General features: G+C 61.2%; 13 protein-coding genes. 6 read left to right on the forward strand and 7 right to left on the reverse strand.

Features of this window, described 5'->3' with window-relative positions:
* Positions 1-84: 84 nt before the first annotated feature.
* From TX24_RS03520 to TX24_RS03530, 3 genes are all read right to left on the reverse strand, one after another.
* On the reverse strand, positions 85-813 hold the full coding sequence (locus TX24_RS03520; protein WP_034136192.1) for an aspartate/glutamate racemase family protein: 729 nt from the start codon (positions 811-813) through the stop codon (positions 85-87).
* Between the two features lie 13 nt (positions 814-826).
* On the reverse strand, positions 827-2356 hold the full coding sequence (locus tag TX24_RS03525; protein ID WP_003193334.1) for an NCS1 family nucleobase:cation symporter-1: 1530 nt from the start codon (positions 2354-2356) through the stop codon (positions 827-829).
* Positions 2357-2846: 490 nt separating this feature from the next.
* Positions 2847-3581, reverse strand: coding sequence for a phosphoadenylyl-sulfate reductase (locus TX24_RS03530; RefSeq protein WP_034136191.1), 735 nt, complete (start codon positions 3579-3581; stop codon positions 2847-2849).
* A gap of 151 nt (positions 3582-3732) precedes the next feature.
* On the opposite strand from TX24_RS03530, the gene thrH reads away from it, so the two are divergent.
* Positions 3733-4350 carry a bifunctional phosphoserine phosphatase/homoserine phosphotransferase ThrH gene (gene thrH, locus TX24_RS03535; protein ID WP_003193330.1) on the forward strand — a complete coding sequence of 206 codons (618 nt, stop codon included), beginning with the start codon at positions 3733-3735 and terminating at the stop codon, positions 4348-4350.
* Between the two features lie 110 nt (positions 4351-4460).
* Here thrH and pabB read toward each other — a convergent pair whose 3' ends face one another.
* From pabB to rloA, 4 genes are all read right to left on the reverse strand, one after another.
* Entirely contained in the window at positions 4461-5804 is a 1344-nt protein-coding gene (gene pabB, locus TX24_RS03540; RefSeq protein ID WP_057709731.1) for an aminodeoxychorismate synthase component I, read from the reverse strand.
* Between the two features lie 101 nt (positions 5805-5905).
* A complete protein-coding gene (locus tag TX24_RS03545; RefSeq protein ID WP_003193326.1) occupies positions 5906-6892 on the reverse strand; it encodes an alpha-L-glutamate ligase-like protein in 987 nt (328 codons plus the stop codon).
* Entirely contained in the window at positions 6892-8424 is a 1533-nt protein-coding gene (rloB, locus tag TX24_RS03550) for an osmotic stress tolerance membrane protein RloB (RefSeq protein WP_057709732.1), read from the reverse strand. Before rloB ends, TX24_RS03545 begins: the two co-directional genes overlap by 1 nt.
* An 18-nt stretch (positions 8425-8442) precedes the next feature.
* On the reverse strand, positions 8443-8967 hold the full coding sequence (rloA, locus tag TX24_RS03555; protein WP_014719501.1) for a retropepsin-like aspartic peptidase RloA: 525 nt from the start codon (positions 8965-8967) through the stop codon (positions 8443-8445).
* Between the two features lie 270 nt (positions 8968-9237).
* Between rloA and TX24_RS03560 the strand changes: the two genes are divergently transcribed.
* The 5 genes from TX24_RS03560 to prpF all read left to right on the forward strand — a co-directional run bounded on the left by TX24_RS03560 (position 9238) and on the right by prpF (position 15932).
* Entirely contained in the window at positions 9238-9951 is a 714-nt protein-coding gene (locus tag TX24_RS03560) for a GntR family transcriptional regulator (protein WP_057709733.1), read from the forward strand.
* Positions 9948-10841 (forward strand): methylisocitrate lyase, encoded by an 894-nt coding sequence (prpB, locus tag TX24_RS03565; protein ID WP_003193320.1) that lies wholly within the window; start codon positions 9948-9950, stop codon positions 10839-10841. Before TX24_RS03560 ends, prpB begins: the two co-directional genes overlap by 4 nt.
* A 42-nt stretch (positions 10842-10883) precedes the next feature.
* Positions 10884-12011, forward strand: a complete 1128-nt coding sequence (prpC, locus tag TX24_RS03570) for a bifunctional 2-methylcitrate synthase/citrate synthase (protein ID WP_014719499.1) — start codon at positions 10884-10886, stop codon at positions 12009-12011.
* Between the two features lie 124 nt (positions 12012-12135).
* Positions 12136-14730 (forward strand): Fe/S-dependent 2-methylisocitrate dehydratase AcnD, encoded by a 2595-nt coding sequence (gene acnD, locus TX24_RS03575; RefSeq protein WP_003193315.1) that lies wholly within the window; start codon positions 12136-12138, stop codon positions 14728-14730.
* Between the two features lie 11 nt (positions 14731-14741).
* Positions 14742-15932, forward strand: a complete 1191-nt coding sequence (gene prpF / locus TX24_RS03580; RefSeq protein ID WP_003193313.1) for a 2-methylaconitate cis-trans isomerase PrpF — start codon at positions 14742-14744, stop codon at positions 15930-15932.
* Positions 15933-16075 lie beyond the last annotated feature (143 nt).

The following is a 16075-nucleotide window of genomic DNA, read 5'->3' on the forward strand; positions in this document are numbered from 1 at the left end:
CTGTCACTGTGGGCAAGCCCGGCTCCCACATGGGGTCCCGATCACTGTGGGAGCCGGGCTTGCCCGCGATGCAGGCGCATCGGTCTACCGCCCGAACTTGCCCGGCCAACCGATGACCTTCTTCGGCCGCGGCGTGGCATACGTTCTGACCTTCGACGTGGACAACCCCAACCGCACCAACGACTCGGCCACCATCACCGCCGCCGTCACCCCGTCCACCACCGGCACCCCGGTGCGCTGGCGAATCTGCTCGTCCAGCCCGGCCATGCCGCCGCAGCCCAGGCAGATCACCTCGGCCTTGTCATCGCGAATGGCCAGTTCCGCCTGGCGCACGATGGCCTCCATGGCGCCCAACGGGTCTTCTTCCAGCTCCAGCACCGCCATGCCGCTGGCGCGCACCGAAGCGCATCGCTGGTAGAGGCCGGCGAGTTTCAGCCGGTCTTCAATCAGCGGCACAGTGCGGTCCAGGGTGGTCACCACCGAGTAGGCGTGCCCCAGGAACATCGCGGTGCTGGCCGCCGCTTCGGTGATATCCACCACCGGCACATTGAGCAGTTCCTGCAAGCCTTCGCGGCCATGTTCGCCATAGCCGGCCTGGATCACCGCATCAAAGGGCTGGTCGTAGGCCATTACCCGGTCCATCACGGCGATGGCCGCCAGGTAGCTTTCAAAATTGCCTTCCACCGATTCGGCGCCGAAGTACGGGGTTAGCCCGACAATCTCGGTGCCCGGTGAAGCCACCGCCCGTGCTTGCTGGGCGATGGTCTCGGTGATGGATTCGGTGGTGTTGACGTTGACCACGAGGATACGCATGGAAAGTCCTTGTTTAATGACTGACGTTATCGACGGCAATGCTTTCGCCGCTGACATCGGCGTAGTGCGGTTGGCGCTTGGCGATCAGCAGGTACAGCAACCCGGCAATGCCGGCGCCAAACAACCAGGAAAACGGCGAGACGCTGGCAAACCCCGGCAGCAGCGCCAGCAGGATGGCGATCACCGCCGCCGGAATAAACGCCGCCACCGCACGCATGTTCACCCCCCGGCTGTAGTAATAAATGCCTTGGGGGTCTTCGCTATACAGTTGTGGCACGTCCACCTGGCTTTTACGGATCAGCCAGTAATCGACCATGATCACCCCGTACAGAGGCCCCAGCAGCGCGCCGAGGCCAGAGAGGAAGTACACGATCACCAACGGGCTGTTGTAGAGGTTCCACGGCAGGATCAGTACGGCAACAAAGGCACTGATCAACCCGGCGCGCCGGAAGTTCAGGTACTTGGGCGCCAGGTTGCTCAGTACAAAGGCCGGGGCGACGAAGTTGGCCATGATGTTCACCGCCACGGTGACGATCAGGAAAGCCAGGCAGCCGAGCACCAGAAAGAAGGTGTTGGGGATCGCCGCGATGATTTCGGTCGGGCTTTCGATCACCCGGCCATTGAGTTGGAATTGCCCGCCGCACAGCAGCACGGTGATGGCGGCGAACACCAGGATATTCACCGGCAGGCCCCAGAAGTTGCCGACCTGGATGGTTTTGCGGCACGGCGAAGAGCGGGCGAAGTCGCAGAAGTTGAGGATCAAGGTGCCGTAGATCGCCAGCCATAGCGCGCCGCCGGCAAAGATATTGCGCCACATCTCGCCGCCACTCAGGGGCTCGCGGATCGACCAGGCAATTTGCCCGTTCGCCTGGAAGTACATCCAGCCGGCCAGCGCAGCCACGGTCAGCAGAATCACCGGCCCGGCGAAGCCTTCATAGCGACGTACCATTTCCATGCCATAGGCGAGAATCACCAACTGCACCAACCAGATCGCCACAAAGCACGCCCAACCCAGGGTCGACAGGCCGAGAATCGAGTCGTGGTCATAATCGGCAAACCCTGGATGAATGGCTGTCAGCAGTACGCGGAAAACCACCGAGGCCAGGTAGGTCTGGATCCCAAACCAGGCAATCGCAATTACCGCCCTGATCAATGCCGGAATCTGCGCCCCGTGGATGCCAAAACTGATGCGGCTGATAACCGGAAACGGCACACCGGTCTTCTGCCCCATGTAGCCCGACAAGTTCATGAAGAAGTACACCAGCGCCGCGCCGATCCCCAGGGACAGCAATATTTGCCAGCCGCCCAGGCCTAATGCATATAAGCCGATGGCGAATGAGTAGTTGGCGATGTTGTGCACGTCATTGGTCCACAACGCGAAGATGCTATAGCGCCCCCAGCGTCGTCCTTCGACCTTGGTGGGCGCCAGGTCCTTGTTGTGCAGGCGCGGGCTGAGCACCAGCGGGCCGGGGCCGGCGGCTGCAGGGTTTAATGGGGAGGAGGGCAGATCCAGTGCGAGGGTGTTCGAGAGGCTTGTACGCATTCCGGCAGGCTCCAGCGCATCTGCAGCAAAGCGGCGGATGGCAAAGTGTATGTAGGTTTTGTATTGATTGTATACAAAGCGTACTTATGCCTAAGCCATATGCGTGCCAATTTTCGATATATGAAAATCTTGGCTAATTTCGTTTTTATATAGTTTGAGAATAAATTACTGAATTACAAGCGTTATAAATTGACCGTTTGAACAGGTATTTATTTTTTTGTTAATTGCAGGGCTATTTATAGACAGCTCCATTGGCGCCGGGAGATGTTACGTTTTGGTGCGTTGTATATTAAGTTGCACACAAAAATGGCACTTATGGTTACAAGGTTGTGTACAAGATTCACCCGACCAAAAAGGAAATTTCGCTTTCTGTAGGAGCGAGCTTGCTCGCGAAAAACTCACAGACGCCGCGTTCATTCAGGAAACACGCGTTATCGTTGACGTTTTTCGCGAGCAAGCTCGCTCCTACAGAGGCGGTGGCATCAGAGGCTCAAGCCTTGCTGATGATATTCCCCGCATGCAGCCCGCATTCCTTCTGCGTGGCTTCTTCCCACCACCAGCGGCCTTCACGTTCATGCTGGCGTGGCAATACCGGCCGGGTGCAGGGCTCGCAGCCGATGCTGATAAACCCGCGCTCATGCAGGCTGTTGTACGGCAGCTCGAGCATGCGGATATAACCCCACACCTCCTCGCTCGTCATCTGTGCCAGCGGGTTGAATTTGTAAAGGGTGCGTTCCGGCGTGGAAAACGCCGTGTCGATTTCCAGCGCCGCCACCTGGCTGCGAGTGCCGGGGCTCTGGTCGCGGCGCTGGCCGGTGGCCCAGGCGCGTACACCGGCAAGTTTGCGGCGCAGCGGTTCGATCTTGCGGATACCGCAGCATTCGCCATGGCCGTCCTTATAGAAGCTGAACAGGCCTTTCTCTTTGACGAAGGGCTCCAGCTTGCTCGGGTCCGGTGAGATCAGTTCGATGTCGATCTTGTAGAACTCACGCACCTGCTCGATAAACCGGTAGGTCTCGGGGTGCAGGCGGCCGGTGTCGAGGCTGAACACCTTGACGTTCTTGTTCAGCTTCCAGGCCATGTCCACCAGCACCACATCCTCGGCACCGCTGAAGGAAATCCACAGGTCATCGCCGAACTGGCTGAACGCCAGCTTGAGAATGTCCTGGGCAGACTTGTTGGCATAAGTCGTGGCGAGTTCAACGACGTCGAAGGCTTGGTTCATCAGGACGGTTCCTACAGGTCAGTGGCGCTGAGCGCTCTCTAGGAGGGCGATGGTATCAAAATCTGTCCCGCGTTGCGGCGGCGGGCTTGAGTCGCTAGAGTTCGGCAGTCCTTTTGCTCGCTCAACTAACAACATCTAATAGGAGTGTCGTGTGGAAATTGCCTGCCTTGACCTGGAAGGGGTGCTGGTTCCGGAAATCTGGATCGCCTTCGCCGAGAAAACCGGCATTGAGTCCCTGCGGGCCACCACCCGTGACATTCCCGACTACGACGTGCTGATGCAGCAGCGCCTGCGCATCCTCGACGAGCATGGGCTCAAGCTGGCCGATATCCAGGCCGTGATCGCCACGCTCAAGCCGCTGGACGGCGCCATCGAGTTCGTCAACTGGCTGCGCGAGCGCTTCCAGGTGGTGATCCTGTCCGACACGTTTTATGAGTTCTCCCAGCCGCTGATGCGTCAGCTGGGTTTCCCAACCCTGCTCTGCCACCGCTTGATCACCGATGAAAACGACCGAGTGGTCAGCTACCAACTGCGCCAGAAAGACCCGAAACGCCAATCGGTGCTGGCATTCAAGACCCTGTACTACCGCGTGATCGCTGCCGGTGATTCCTATAACGACACCAGCATGCTGGGTGAAGCTGACCGCGGGATTCTGTTCCATGCGCCGGACAATGTGATTCGCGAATTCCCGCAGTTTCCGGCGGTGCATACGTTTGAAGAGTTGAAGACAGAGTTTATCAAGGCGTCGAATCGGCAGTTGAGCCTGTAAGTTATGCGGCGCGACTGATTGCCCCATCGCAGGCAAGCCAGCTCCCACCTTTGATCGCGGCGCGGTCGAAGGTGGGAGGGGGCTTGCCCCCGATAGGGCCGGTACAGGCCCTACAAACTTTCCAATGTCTGTAACAACACCCGCACCTTCGTCAGCGACTCCTGATACTCCGCCTGCCACTCTGAATCCGCCACAATCCCACCGCCACCCCAGCAACACACTTGCCCGTCCTTGACCAGCAAGCTGCGAATCGCGATGGAGCTGTCCATCTCGCCGCGCACGTCCAGGTACACCAGCGAGCCGCAATAGAGCCCGCGGCGGGTGGGTTCAAGCTCGTCGATAATCTGCATCGCACGAATCTTCGGCGCGCCGGTGATGGAGCCGCCGGGGAAGCTGCCGGCGATCAGGTCGAGGGCGTCTTTGTCGTCGGCCAATACGCCGGTGACGCTGCTCACCAAGTGGTGCACGTTGGGGTAGCTTTCCAGGCTGAACAGCTCCGGCACTTTCACTGAGCCGATGCGGCAACTGCGGCCGAGGTCGTTGCGCAGCAGGTCGACGATCATCAGGTTTTCTGCGCGGTCCTTGGGGCTGGCGAGCAACTCAGCGGCGTTGGCGGCATCCTCTTCGGGGGTTAAACCGCGAGGGCGGGTGCCCTTGATCGGGCGGGTTTCCACCTGACGCTCGCTGATGCGCACAAAGCGTTCCGGCGACAGGCTCAGCACCGCGCCGTCATCGGGCAAACTCTGGAACCCGGAAAACGGCGTCGGGCAGGCTTCGCGCAGCGCGCAGTAGGCTGCCCATGGATCGCCGATGCACGGCGCGCGAAAGCGTTGGGCAAAGTTGACCTGGTAGCAGTCGCCGGCCTGGATGTAATCCTGGATGCGAATGATGGCCTGGTGATACGCCTCGGCGCTGAGGTCCGGGATCATGGGGCCGTGAAGCTTGAAGGTCGTCGGCGCATCGTTTTGTGCCTGACTGAACACGTTGATCAAGCGTTGCCGCTCGCTGTCGGCCAGCGCAGGGTGAAAGACCAACTGGCTGGTTTGCACCTGGTGATCGCTGACCAGCGCCCAGGCATAGAGCCCGAAACGCGCATCGGGCAGATGCAAATCGTCCACGGCCAGGTGTGAAACCTGCTCCAGGTGCCGACCAAAGTCATAGCTCAGGTAACCGATCAAACCACCGGCAAACGGTAAGTCATAGCCATCAGGCAACGTCGCTTGACCCAACTGCGTGAGGTTCTTGCGCAAGCGTTGCAGGAAATCACCGCCACTTTCGTCCGGCCCTACCGTCAGGATCGCTTCGGGCCAGGCACTGAGCAGGTCATACCGGCCGCGAACAGCCATCGGGCGGCCGCTGTCGAGCAGCACCGCACCAGGGGCGTGGCGAATGACCGCAAAGAACTCGGCGGGATTGGCCCGGTAGGGCAACGGGTATACGGAACAGGTCGACATGCGGGGGTGGATCAGCCAATGGCGCGGGGGAGGGGGATTGTAGTCCCCTGTAGGATTTGCTCCTAGAGGGGATGTCGGGGATAGACAGTTCGAAGACCGGATCAGCCTTCCACGGGCGGAATATGCCCGAACATCTCCTGCACGAACTTCACCCGTTCCTCTGGGGTCTCTGTCACCCCGGCCGCCTTGAGTTCTTCCAGCCGCGCCTCTACTGCATGGGTGCGCAACGTCAGGCCGCAGTCGTTGGCAATCTGGATGTTCAGCCCAGGCCGTGCGTTCAGCTCAAGGATCAGCGGGCCTTTTTCCTGGTCCAGCACCATGTCCACGCCGATATAACCCAGCCCGCACAGCTCATAGCAGCCGGCGGCGAGCTTCATGAAACCGTCCCAGTTGGGCAGTTGCACGCCATCTACGGCGTTGGTGGTGTCGGGGTGCTTGGTGATGATGTTGTTCAGCCAGGTGCCGCGCAGGGTCAGGCCGGTGGCCAGGTCTACACCCACGCCGATCGCGCCCTGGTGCAGGTTGGCCTTGCCGCCGGATTGGCGGGTGGGCAGGCGCAGCATCGCCATCACCGGGTAGCCCATCAGCACGATGATGCGGATGTCCGGCACGCCTTCATAGCTGATGCTCTTGAAGATCTGGTCGGGCACCACGCGGTACTCGATCAATGCGCGGTCGCGGTGGCCGCCGAGGGAATACAGGCCGGTGAGGATGCTGGAAATCTGGTGCTCGATCTCCTCATGGCTGATGATTTTGCCGGACACCGTGCGATAGCGCCCCTCGAACCGGTCGGCCACCACCAGGATGCCGTCACCGCCGGCGCCCTGGGCGGGCTTGATCACGAAGTCGCTGCGCCCACCGATAATCTCGTCGAGCTTGTCGATTTCCTTTTCGGTGGAGATCACCCCGTACATTTCCGGCACGTGGATGCCGGCCGCCAGCGCCCGTTCCTTGGTGATGATCTTGTCATCCACGATGGGGTACAGGCTGCGCTTGTTGTACTTGAGCACGTAGTCGGCATTACGCCGGTTGATGCCCATGATCCCCCGCGCTTCCAGGGCCTTCCAGGTCTTCCAGAAGCCGAACATCAAGAGTCAGCCTTCAGGAACGCCTTGAAGCGCACCAGCTCGGTGAGGCGATAGCCGCGATAGCGACCCATGGCCAGCATGAAGCCCACCAGAATCAACAGGATCGCCGGGAAGGTGAACACGAAATACACCAGCTCCGGCACGCTCATGATCAGGTGCGCCAGGGACGCGGCGAACAGCGTGCCAATCGCCACTTTCAGCGCATGGTTGGCACCACGTTCCTCCCAGGTGATCGACAGGCGTTCGATGGTCATGGTCAGGATCACCATCGGGAACAGCGCCACCGACAAGCCACGCTCCAGCCCCAGCTTGTGGCTGAACAGGCTGATGGCGGCAATCAACACCACCACGAAGGTCAGCACCACCGACAGCCTCGGCAGCATCTGCAGTTTCAGGTGTTCAAGGTACGACCTGAGCGACAGGCCCAGGGCCGTGATGATCGTGAACAGCACAATCCCGAAGCCCAACTGGGTCTCGCGGAACGCCAGGGCGATCAGCACGGGGGTGAAGGTGCCCAAGGTTTGCAGGCCGATCAGGTTGCGCAGGATCAGGATCACCAGCACGCCAATCGGGATCATCACCATGATCATGAAGGTCTGCTGGGTTTGCAGCGGCAGGCCGTACAGCGAGTATTCGAGGAAGTTGGCGTCGGTGTTTTCGTCGGTCAGCTTGGCCAGGCGAATCGCGTTCATTTCGCTGTTGTTGAGGCTGAAGGTCACCATGGCCTTCTTGCCGCCATCGACCGTGATCAGGTTTTCATCGCCGGTCCACCACAGCAGGCGGTCGGCGGGCAGGCCCTGTTCGCCAGTCTCCGGGTTGAAGTACAGCCAGTCGTTGCCGTTGAAACTGCGCAGCCACAGCTCGGGGGTTTGCGGCTGGTCGGCCACCAGGCGGATGGTGTGGACTTTCTCTACCGGCACGTGGGCGATGGACAGCAGCAGCTCGACGATTTTGGCTTTGTGCGGCGTCGAGGGGTCGCCGGCCAGCAGCAACTTCACATTGTCGTCGTTGAGGTTGTTGGTGCGCTTGATGGCTTCGCTGATAAAGGTCTCGACGTCGGCCGAGTGCTGGCGAATCGGCGCCAGCAGGGCTTCGGCGGCGATCTTCTCGGGGCCTTCCACGGCGATGCTGTCGCGGAAGGTCGGGCCTTTGATCTTGACCTTTTCGCCGCTGTAGCGCTTGGTCAGCACCAGGCGGTAATAGAGGGTCTGGTTGCCCTTGGCCCGGCGCGCCGACCAGGTGACCTTGCGGTTGCCTTCGATGCGGTTGACGCTCACCCCGTAGTTGTTGGAGATAAAGCTTTCATTGAGGCTGACGAAGTCGCGGCTCAGGGGCGGCACGAACATCTGGATCTTGACCGGGTCTTTCGGGTTGGCGACGAACTCGACCTTGGCGTCGATGTTCCACAAGTCGTCGGTGGCATCTTCGGTGACGGGAATTCCCAGCACGAAGATCTGATAGGCGGTGACCGAAATGCCCAGCACCACCAGCAAGGTGATCAGGATTTTCAGGTGCAGGGTCAGAGAGCGCATTCGGTTTACTCGGCGGTATTAAGCGTCGGCGGCGCAGGCGGGTTTGCCTGCTGCATATTTAAGACTGGGGTCGACCAGCGCATCAAAGCGTTTGAGCGCTTCGGAGCCAATCAGCAGCGGGTATTGGAATGCGCTGCGGTCAGTCAAGTTCACTTCGATGCTGCGTAAAGCACTGCCCATGCAGATATCCAGCGCAATCACTGGGCGGGCGGTGTAGTTCTTGTCCTCATCGGGGTCGTAGTCGCCGGCGCGGCGCTTGATCTTGCTGACACGCGCCAGGGGCAGTTCGATGGGGTGGGAATGGGCGGTGTCGATGGCCAGGTAGAAGCGGACCCAGGATTCGCCATTGCGCTTGAAGCGCTTGATATCGCGGGCACTCAACGAGGCGGTCTTGGCGCCGGTGTCGAGTTTGGCCGCCACTTCCAGGTCGATACCTGCAAGTTTGGCGTATTCATTCAGGCCGTACACGGTCTTCTCGGCGCCAGCGCCAAGGCTCGGTATGCACAGCAGGCACATCACTAGTAGGTAAGGCTTGAGTCTCATAAATCCTGAGGCAGGGCAGTGCACTGTTCATTTCATGGCGACTGGCATTGCTGCGCAATCTCGGGTGCGCTCTTTCATCGTCTGATGTCAGGCAAAAGCGGCGGGCATTCTAACATGATGCTTTTTTGGCGCCAGCGCTGGCAGGCGGCCATGCCTTCGCAAGCGAATGAGGCGGTTATTAGACGATTGTCGACAATGTGTATTTATTCTTTGACTATGCGGGGCTAATTGACTAGTTTTTGCGGCATTGCTTTTCAAGGTGTCGACAATATGTTGGGGCAACTCGAAAAACCAGCGGTGGCACCGGACGATTCCCAGACCATGTCGGAGAACGTCTTCCGGCGTATCCAGGCCGCCATCGTCAAAGGCGAAATCGCCCCCGGCAGCAAGATTTCCGAGCCGGAGCTGGCGCGCACCTACGGCATCAGCCGCGGCCCTTTGCGCGAAGCGATCCATCGCCTGGAAGGCCAGCGCCTGCTGGTGCGGGTGCCTCATGTCGGCGCGCGCGTGGTGTCTTTGAGCCACGCCGAGTTGGTCGAACTGTATGAAATTCGCGAGTCCCTGGAGGGCATGGCCTGTCGCCTGGCCGCCGAGCGCATGACCGACGCGGAAATCGAAGAACTGCGCCAGGTGTTGCACACCCACGAACGGGACGCGGCGTTCCAGGCTGGTGTTGGCTATTACCAGCAGGAAGGCGACTTCGATTTTCACTACCGCATCATTCAAGGCGCCGGTAACCGCACCCTCACCCAAATGCTCTGCGGCGAGCTGTACCAATTGGTGCGCATGTACCGCATCCAGTTCTCCGCCACCCCCAATCGTCCACGCCAGGCCTTTGCCGAGCATCACCGCATTCTGGACGCGATTGCCGATCGCGACGGTGAACTGGCCGAACTGTTGATGCGCCGGCATATCGGCGCCTCCAAACGCAACATTGCCCGTCACTTCCCGGACGGTGCGCCTTCATCACGAGGTGAGTCATGAGTTCCAACAACAACAGCACTCCCGGCCAGCGTTTCCGTGACGCCGTCGCCAGCGAACAGCCCTTGCAAGTGGTGGGCGCCATCAATGCCAACCATGCGCTCTTGGCCAAGCGCGCCGGCTTCAAGGCGATTTACCTGTCAGGTGGCGGTGTAGCCGCCGGCTCCCTGGGCGTGCCGGACTTGGGCATCACCGGCCTGGATGACGTGCTCACCGACGTGCGCCGCATTACCGACGTGTGCGACCTGCCGCTGCTGGTGGACGTGGACACCGGTTTCGGCTCCTCGGCGTTCAACGTGGCACGTACCGTCAAGTCGATGATCAAGTTCGGCGCCGCCGCCATCCATATCGAAGACCAGGTGGGCGCCAAGCGCTGCGGTCATCGCCCCAACAAAGAAATCGTGTCCCAGCAGGAAATGGTCGACCGTATCAAGGCCGCCGTGGATGCGCGCACCGATGACAGCTTCGTGATCATGGCGCGCACCGACGCCCTGGCGGTCGAGGGCCTGGAGTCCGCGCTGGAGCGTGCCGCCGCGTGCATCGAGGCCGGTGCCGACATGGTGTTCCCGGAAGCCATCACTGAACTGGAGATGTACAAGCTGTTCGCCTCCCGCGTGAAGGCGCCGATCCTGGCGAACATCACCGAGTTCGGCGCCACACCGCTGTACACCACCGAACAGTTGAAATCTGCGGATGTTTCCATTGTGCTGTACCCGCTCTCGGCTTTCCGTGCCATGAACAAGGCGGCCGAGAATGTCTACACCGCGATTCGTCGCGACGGTACCCAGCAGAATGTGATCGACACCATGCAAACGCGCATGGAGCTTTACGATCGCATCGACTACCACACCTTCGAGCAGAAGCTCGACGCGCTGTTCGCCGCGAAAAAATAAACCCTGTGGTTCCCTGAACAACTACAAAATTGGAGAACGAACATGGCTGAAGCAAAAGTATTGAGTGGTGCTGGCCTGCGTGGCCAGGTCGCCGGGCAGACGGCACTGTCCACCGTGGGCCAGGCCGGCGCCGGCCTGACCTACCGTGGCTACGACGTACGCGAACTGGCCGCCGACGCCCAGTTTGAAGAAGTCGCCTACCTGCTGCTGTACGGTGAATTGCCAACCCAGGCCGAACTGGCCGCTTACAGCAACAAGCTGAGCAAACTGCGTGACCTGCCCCAGGCCCTGAAAGAAGTGCTCGAACGCATCCCCGCCGACGCCCATCCGATGGACGTGATGCGCACCGGGTGCTCGTTCCTTGGCAATATCGAGCCGGAGAAAGATTTCAGCGTGCAGCGCGATGTCACCGACCGCCTGCTCGCCGCGTTCCCGGCGATCATGTGCTACTGGTATCGCTTCAGCCACGACGGCCAGCGCATCGACTGCGTGACCGACGAGCCGAGCATCGGCGGCCATTTCCTGCACCTGCTGCATGGCAAGAAACCGAGCGAGCTGCATGTCAAAGTGATGAACGTGTCACTGATCCTCTACGCCGAACATGAATTCAACGCTTCGACCTTCACCGCACGGGTGTGTGCATCGACCCTGTCCGACCTGTATTCCTGCGTCACCGCTGCCATCGGCTCCCTGCGCGGCCCGCTGCACGGCGGTGCCAACGAAGCAGCGATGGAAATGATTGAGCGTTTCTCCTCGGCCCAGGAAGCGGTTGAAGGCACCCTTGGCATGTTGGCGCGCAAAGACAAGATCATGGGCTTTGGCCACGCGATCTATAAAGACAGCGATCCGCGCAACGAGGTGATCAAAGGCTGGTCGAAAAAACTCGCTGACGAAGTGGGTGACACCGTGTTGTTCCCGGTCTCCGAAGCCATCGATAAGACCATGTGGGAACAGAAAAAGCTGTTTCCCAACGCCGACTTCTACCATGCCTCGGCGTACCACTTCATGGGCATTCCGACCAAGCTGTTCACGCCGATCTTCGTGTGCTCGCGCCTGACCGGCTGGGCTGCGCATGTGTTCGAGCAGCGCGCCAACAACCGCATCATCCGTCCAAGCGCCGAGTACACCGGCGTTGAGCAGCGCAAGTTCGTGCCAATCGAACGTCGCTGAATGGGATGGGCTGTGCCCGCTGGCTAATGTGCTTTTTTGTGGGAGCAGGCAAGCCAGCTCCCACAGGAAACAGAGCCAGTGTCGACAGTTCACCTTTCGAACTTACCGTGACCGAGTCCTGACGATGAACACTGAATTTCGCAAACCGCTCCCCGGCAGCCGCCTGGATTTCTTCGACGCCCGTGCGGCTGTCGAGGCAATCACGCCCGGCGCCTACGCCACGTTGCCCTACACCTCGCGCGTGCTCGCCGAGAACCTGGTGCGCCGTTGCGACCCGGCCACCCTCGACGCATCCCTGAGCCAACTGATCGAGCGCAAGCGCGACCTCGACTTCCCGTGGTTCCCGGCCCGCGTGGTGTGCCATGACATCCTCGGCCAGACTGCTCTGGTCGACCTCGCCGGCCTGCGCGATGCCATCGCCCAGCAAGGCGGCGACCCGGCGCAGGTCAACCCGGTGGTGCCCACCCAGTTGATCGTCGACCATTCACTGGCCGTCGAGGCCGGTGGCTTTGACCCGCAAGCCTTCGAAAAAAACCGTGCCATCGAAGACCGTCGCAACGAAGACCGTTTCCACTTTATCGAGTGGACCAAAAAGGCCTTCAAGAACGTTGATGTGATCCCGCCGGGCAACGGCATCATGCACCAGATCAACCTGGAGAAAATGTCTCCGGTGATTCAGGTGCGTGACGGTGTGGCCTTCCCGGATACCTGTGTCGGCACCGACAGCCACACGCCCCACGTGGATGCCCTGGGCGTGATCGCCATCGGCGTCGGTGGCCTGGAAGCCGAGAGCGTGATGCTCGGCCGCGCGTCGTGGATGCGCCTGCCGGAAAGCGTGGGCGTGGAATTGACCGGCAAGCTGCAACCGGGCATTACCGCCACCGATATGGTGCTGGCGCTCACCGAGTTCCTGCGCCAGCAGAAGGTGGTCGGCGCCTGGCTGGAGTTCTTCGGCGAAGGGGCTGCGGCACTCACCTTGGGTGACCGTGCCACCATCTCCAACATGGCCCCGGAGTACGGCGCCACTGCCGCGATGTTCTACATCGACGCGCAAACCATTGCCTACCTCAAACTCACCGGCCGCGAAGACGAACAAGTCGCCCTGGTCGAGCAATATGCACGCCACACTGGCCTGTGGGCGGACGACCTGAAAGGCGCGCAGTACGAGCGCAGCCTGAGCTTCGACCTCTCCAGCGTCGTGCGCAACATGGCCGGCCCGAGCAACCCGCATGCCCGCCTGGCCACCCGCGACCTGGCGTCAAAAGGCATCGCTGGCCAATGGGATGACGTGCCGGGGCAAATGCCCGACGGCGCGGTGATCATCGCCGCCATCACCAGCTGCACCAACACCAGCAACCCGCGCAACGTGATCGCCGCCGGCCTGTTGGCACGCAACGCCAACAAGCTGGGGCTGACCCGCAAGCCGTGGGTCAAGTCGTCTTTGGCGCCGGGCTCGAAAACCGTGGCCATGTACCTGGAAGAAGCGGGACTTGGCCATGAGCTGGAAAAACTCGGTTTTGGCGTGGTGGCCTTTGCCTGCACCACCTGCAACGGCATGTCCGGCGCGCTCGACCCGGTGATCCAGCAAGAGATCATCGACCGCGACCTGTACGCCACCGCAGTGTTGTCGGGTAACCGCAACTTTGACGGGCGCATTCACCCTTACGCCAAGCAAGCCTTCCTGGCGTCGCCGCCGCTGGTGGTGGCCTATGCGATTGCCGGCACCATCCGTTTCGACATCGAGAAGGACGTGCTCGGCCTGGACGCCGATGGTAAGGAGATCCGCCTGCAGGATATCTGGCCGAGCGATGAAGAGATCGACGCGGTGGTCAAGGCTTCGGTAAAACCCGAGCAATTCCGTGCCGTGTATATCCCGATGTTCGCCATCCACGAAGACACCGGCCCCAAGGTCACGCCGCTGTACGACTGGCGCCCACAAAGCACCTATATCCGCCGCCCGCCGTACTGGGAAGGCGCGCTGGCCGGTGCACGGCCGCTCAAAGGCATGCGCCCGCTGGCGGTGCTGCCGGACAACATCACCACCGACCACTTGTCGCCGTCCAACGCGATCATGCTCGACAGCGCCGCCGGTGAATACCTGGCGAAGATGGGCTTGCCGGAAGTCGACTTCAACTCCTACGCCACCCACAGGGGCGACCATTTGACGGCGCAGCGCGCCACCTTCGCCAACCCGAAACTGTTCAACGAAATGGTGCAGGAAAACGGCAAGGTCAAGCAGGGCTCTCTTGCGCGTATCGAGCCGGAAGGCAAGGTCACGCGCATGTGGGAAGCCATCGAGACTTACATGGAGCGCAAGCAACCGCTGATCATCATCGCCGGTGCCGACTATGGCCAGGGCTCGTCCCGTGACTGGGCGGCCAAGGGCGTACGCCTGGCCGGTGTGGAAGCGATTGCCGCCGAAGGCTTCGAGCGCATCCACCGCACCAACCTGGTGGGCATGGGCGTGCTGCCCCTGGAATTCCTGCCGGGCACCGACCGCCACACCCTCAAGATCGACGGCAGTGAAACCTATGACGTGGTCGGCGAGCGCACCCCGCGTGCGCAGCTGACTCTGGTGATCAACCGCAAGAATGGCGAACGTGTCGAGGTGCCGGTGACGTGCCGCCTGGACACCGCCGAAGAAGTGTCGATCTACGAGGCGGGTGGCGTGTTGCAGCGTTTCGCCCAGGACTTCCTGGAATCAAAGGCAACCGCCTGAAGAGGATAACCATGGCACACGTAGCGCAAATCAGAATCCCCGCCACTTACATGCGTGGCGGCACCAGCAAGGGAGTGTTCTTCAGCCTTAAGGACCTGCCCGCAGCGGCGCAGGTGCCGGGCCCTGCACGCGACGCCTTGTTGCTGCGGGTGATTGGCAGTCCCGACCCCTATGACAAGCAGATCGACGGCATGGGTGGGGCCACCTCGAGCACCAGCAAGACCGTGATCCTGGCCAAAAGCAGCCGCGCCGATCACGACGTGGATTACCTGTTCGGCCAGGTCTCCATCGACAAGCCATTTGTCGATTGGAGTGGCAACTGCGGCAACCTGTCGGCGGCGGTGGGTTCGTTCGCCATCAGTGCCGGCCTGGTCGATGCGGCCCGCGTACCCCATAACGGCGTGGCCGTGGTGCGGGTGTGGCAGGCCAACATCGGCAAGACCATCATCGCCCACGTGCCGATCACCGACGGCGCGGTGCAGGAAACCGGCGACTTTGAACTGGATGGCGTGACCTTCCCGGCCGCCGAAGTGCAGCTGGAATTCATGGACCCGGCGGCGGAAGAAGAGGGCGGTGGTGGCTCGATGTTCCCCACCGGCAACCTCGTCGACGACCTGGAGGTGCCCGGCGTCGGTACCTTCAAGGCCACGTTGATCAACGCCGGTATCCCGACGATTTTCATCAATGCCCAAGACCTGGGCTACACCGGTACCGAGCTGCAAGGCGCGATCAACAGCGACCCCAAGGCCCTGGCGATGTTCGAGACCGTGCGGGCGTATGGCGCGTTGCGCATGGGCCTGATCAAACACCTGGACGAGGCCGCCCAGCGCCAGCACACGCCCAAGGTGGCGTTCGTCGCCAAGCCTGCCGATTACGTGGCCTCCAGTGGCAAGGCGATCAAGGCCGGCGATGTGGATTTGCTGGTGCGCGCCTTGTCGATGGGCAAACTGCACCACGCGATGATGGGCACTGCGGCGGTGGCGATTGGCACCGCCGCGGCGATTTCCGGCACTTTGGTCAACCTGGCGGCAGGCGGCGTGGAACGCAATGCCGTGCGCTTCGGGCACCCGTCCGGCACCTTGCGCGTCGGCGCCGAGGCCAGCCAGGTGGACGGTGAATGGGTGGTGAAAAAAGCCATCATGAGCCGCAGTGCGCGGGTGTTAATGGAAGGCTATGTGCGCATCCCCGGCGACGCTTTCTAGCTTGATCGTTCCCACGCTCCGCGTGGGAACGCCGCCTGGGACGCTCTGCGTCCTGCTGTGACGCAGAGCGTCACGGGATGCATTCCCACGCTCCGCGTGGGAACGATCAAACCCTGACCCTGAGGATGGAACAACCAACTTTT

This window comes from Pseudomonas lactis (assembly GCF_001439845.1).
Taxonomy (GTDB): domain Bacteria; phylum Pseudomonadota; class Gammaproteobacteria; order Pseudomonadales; family Pseudomonadaceae; genus Aquipseudomonas; species Aquipseudomonas lactis.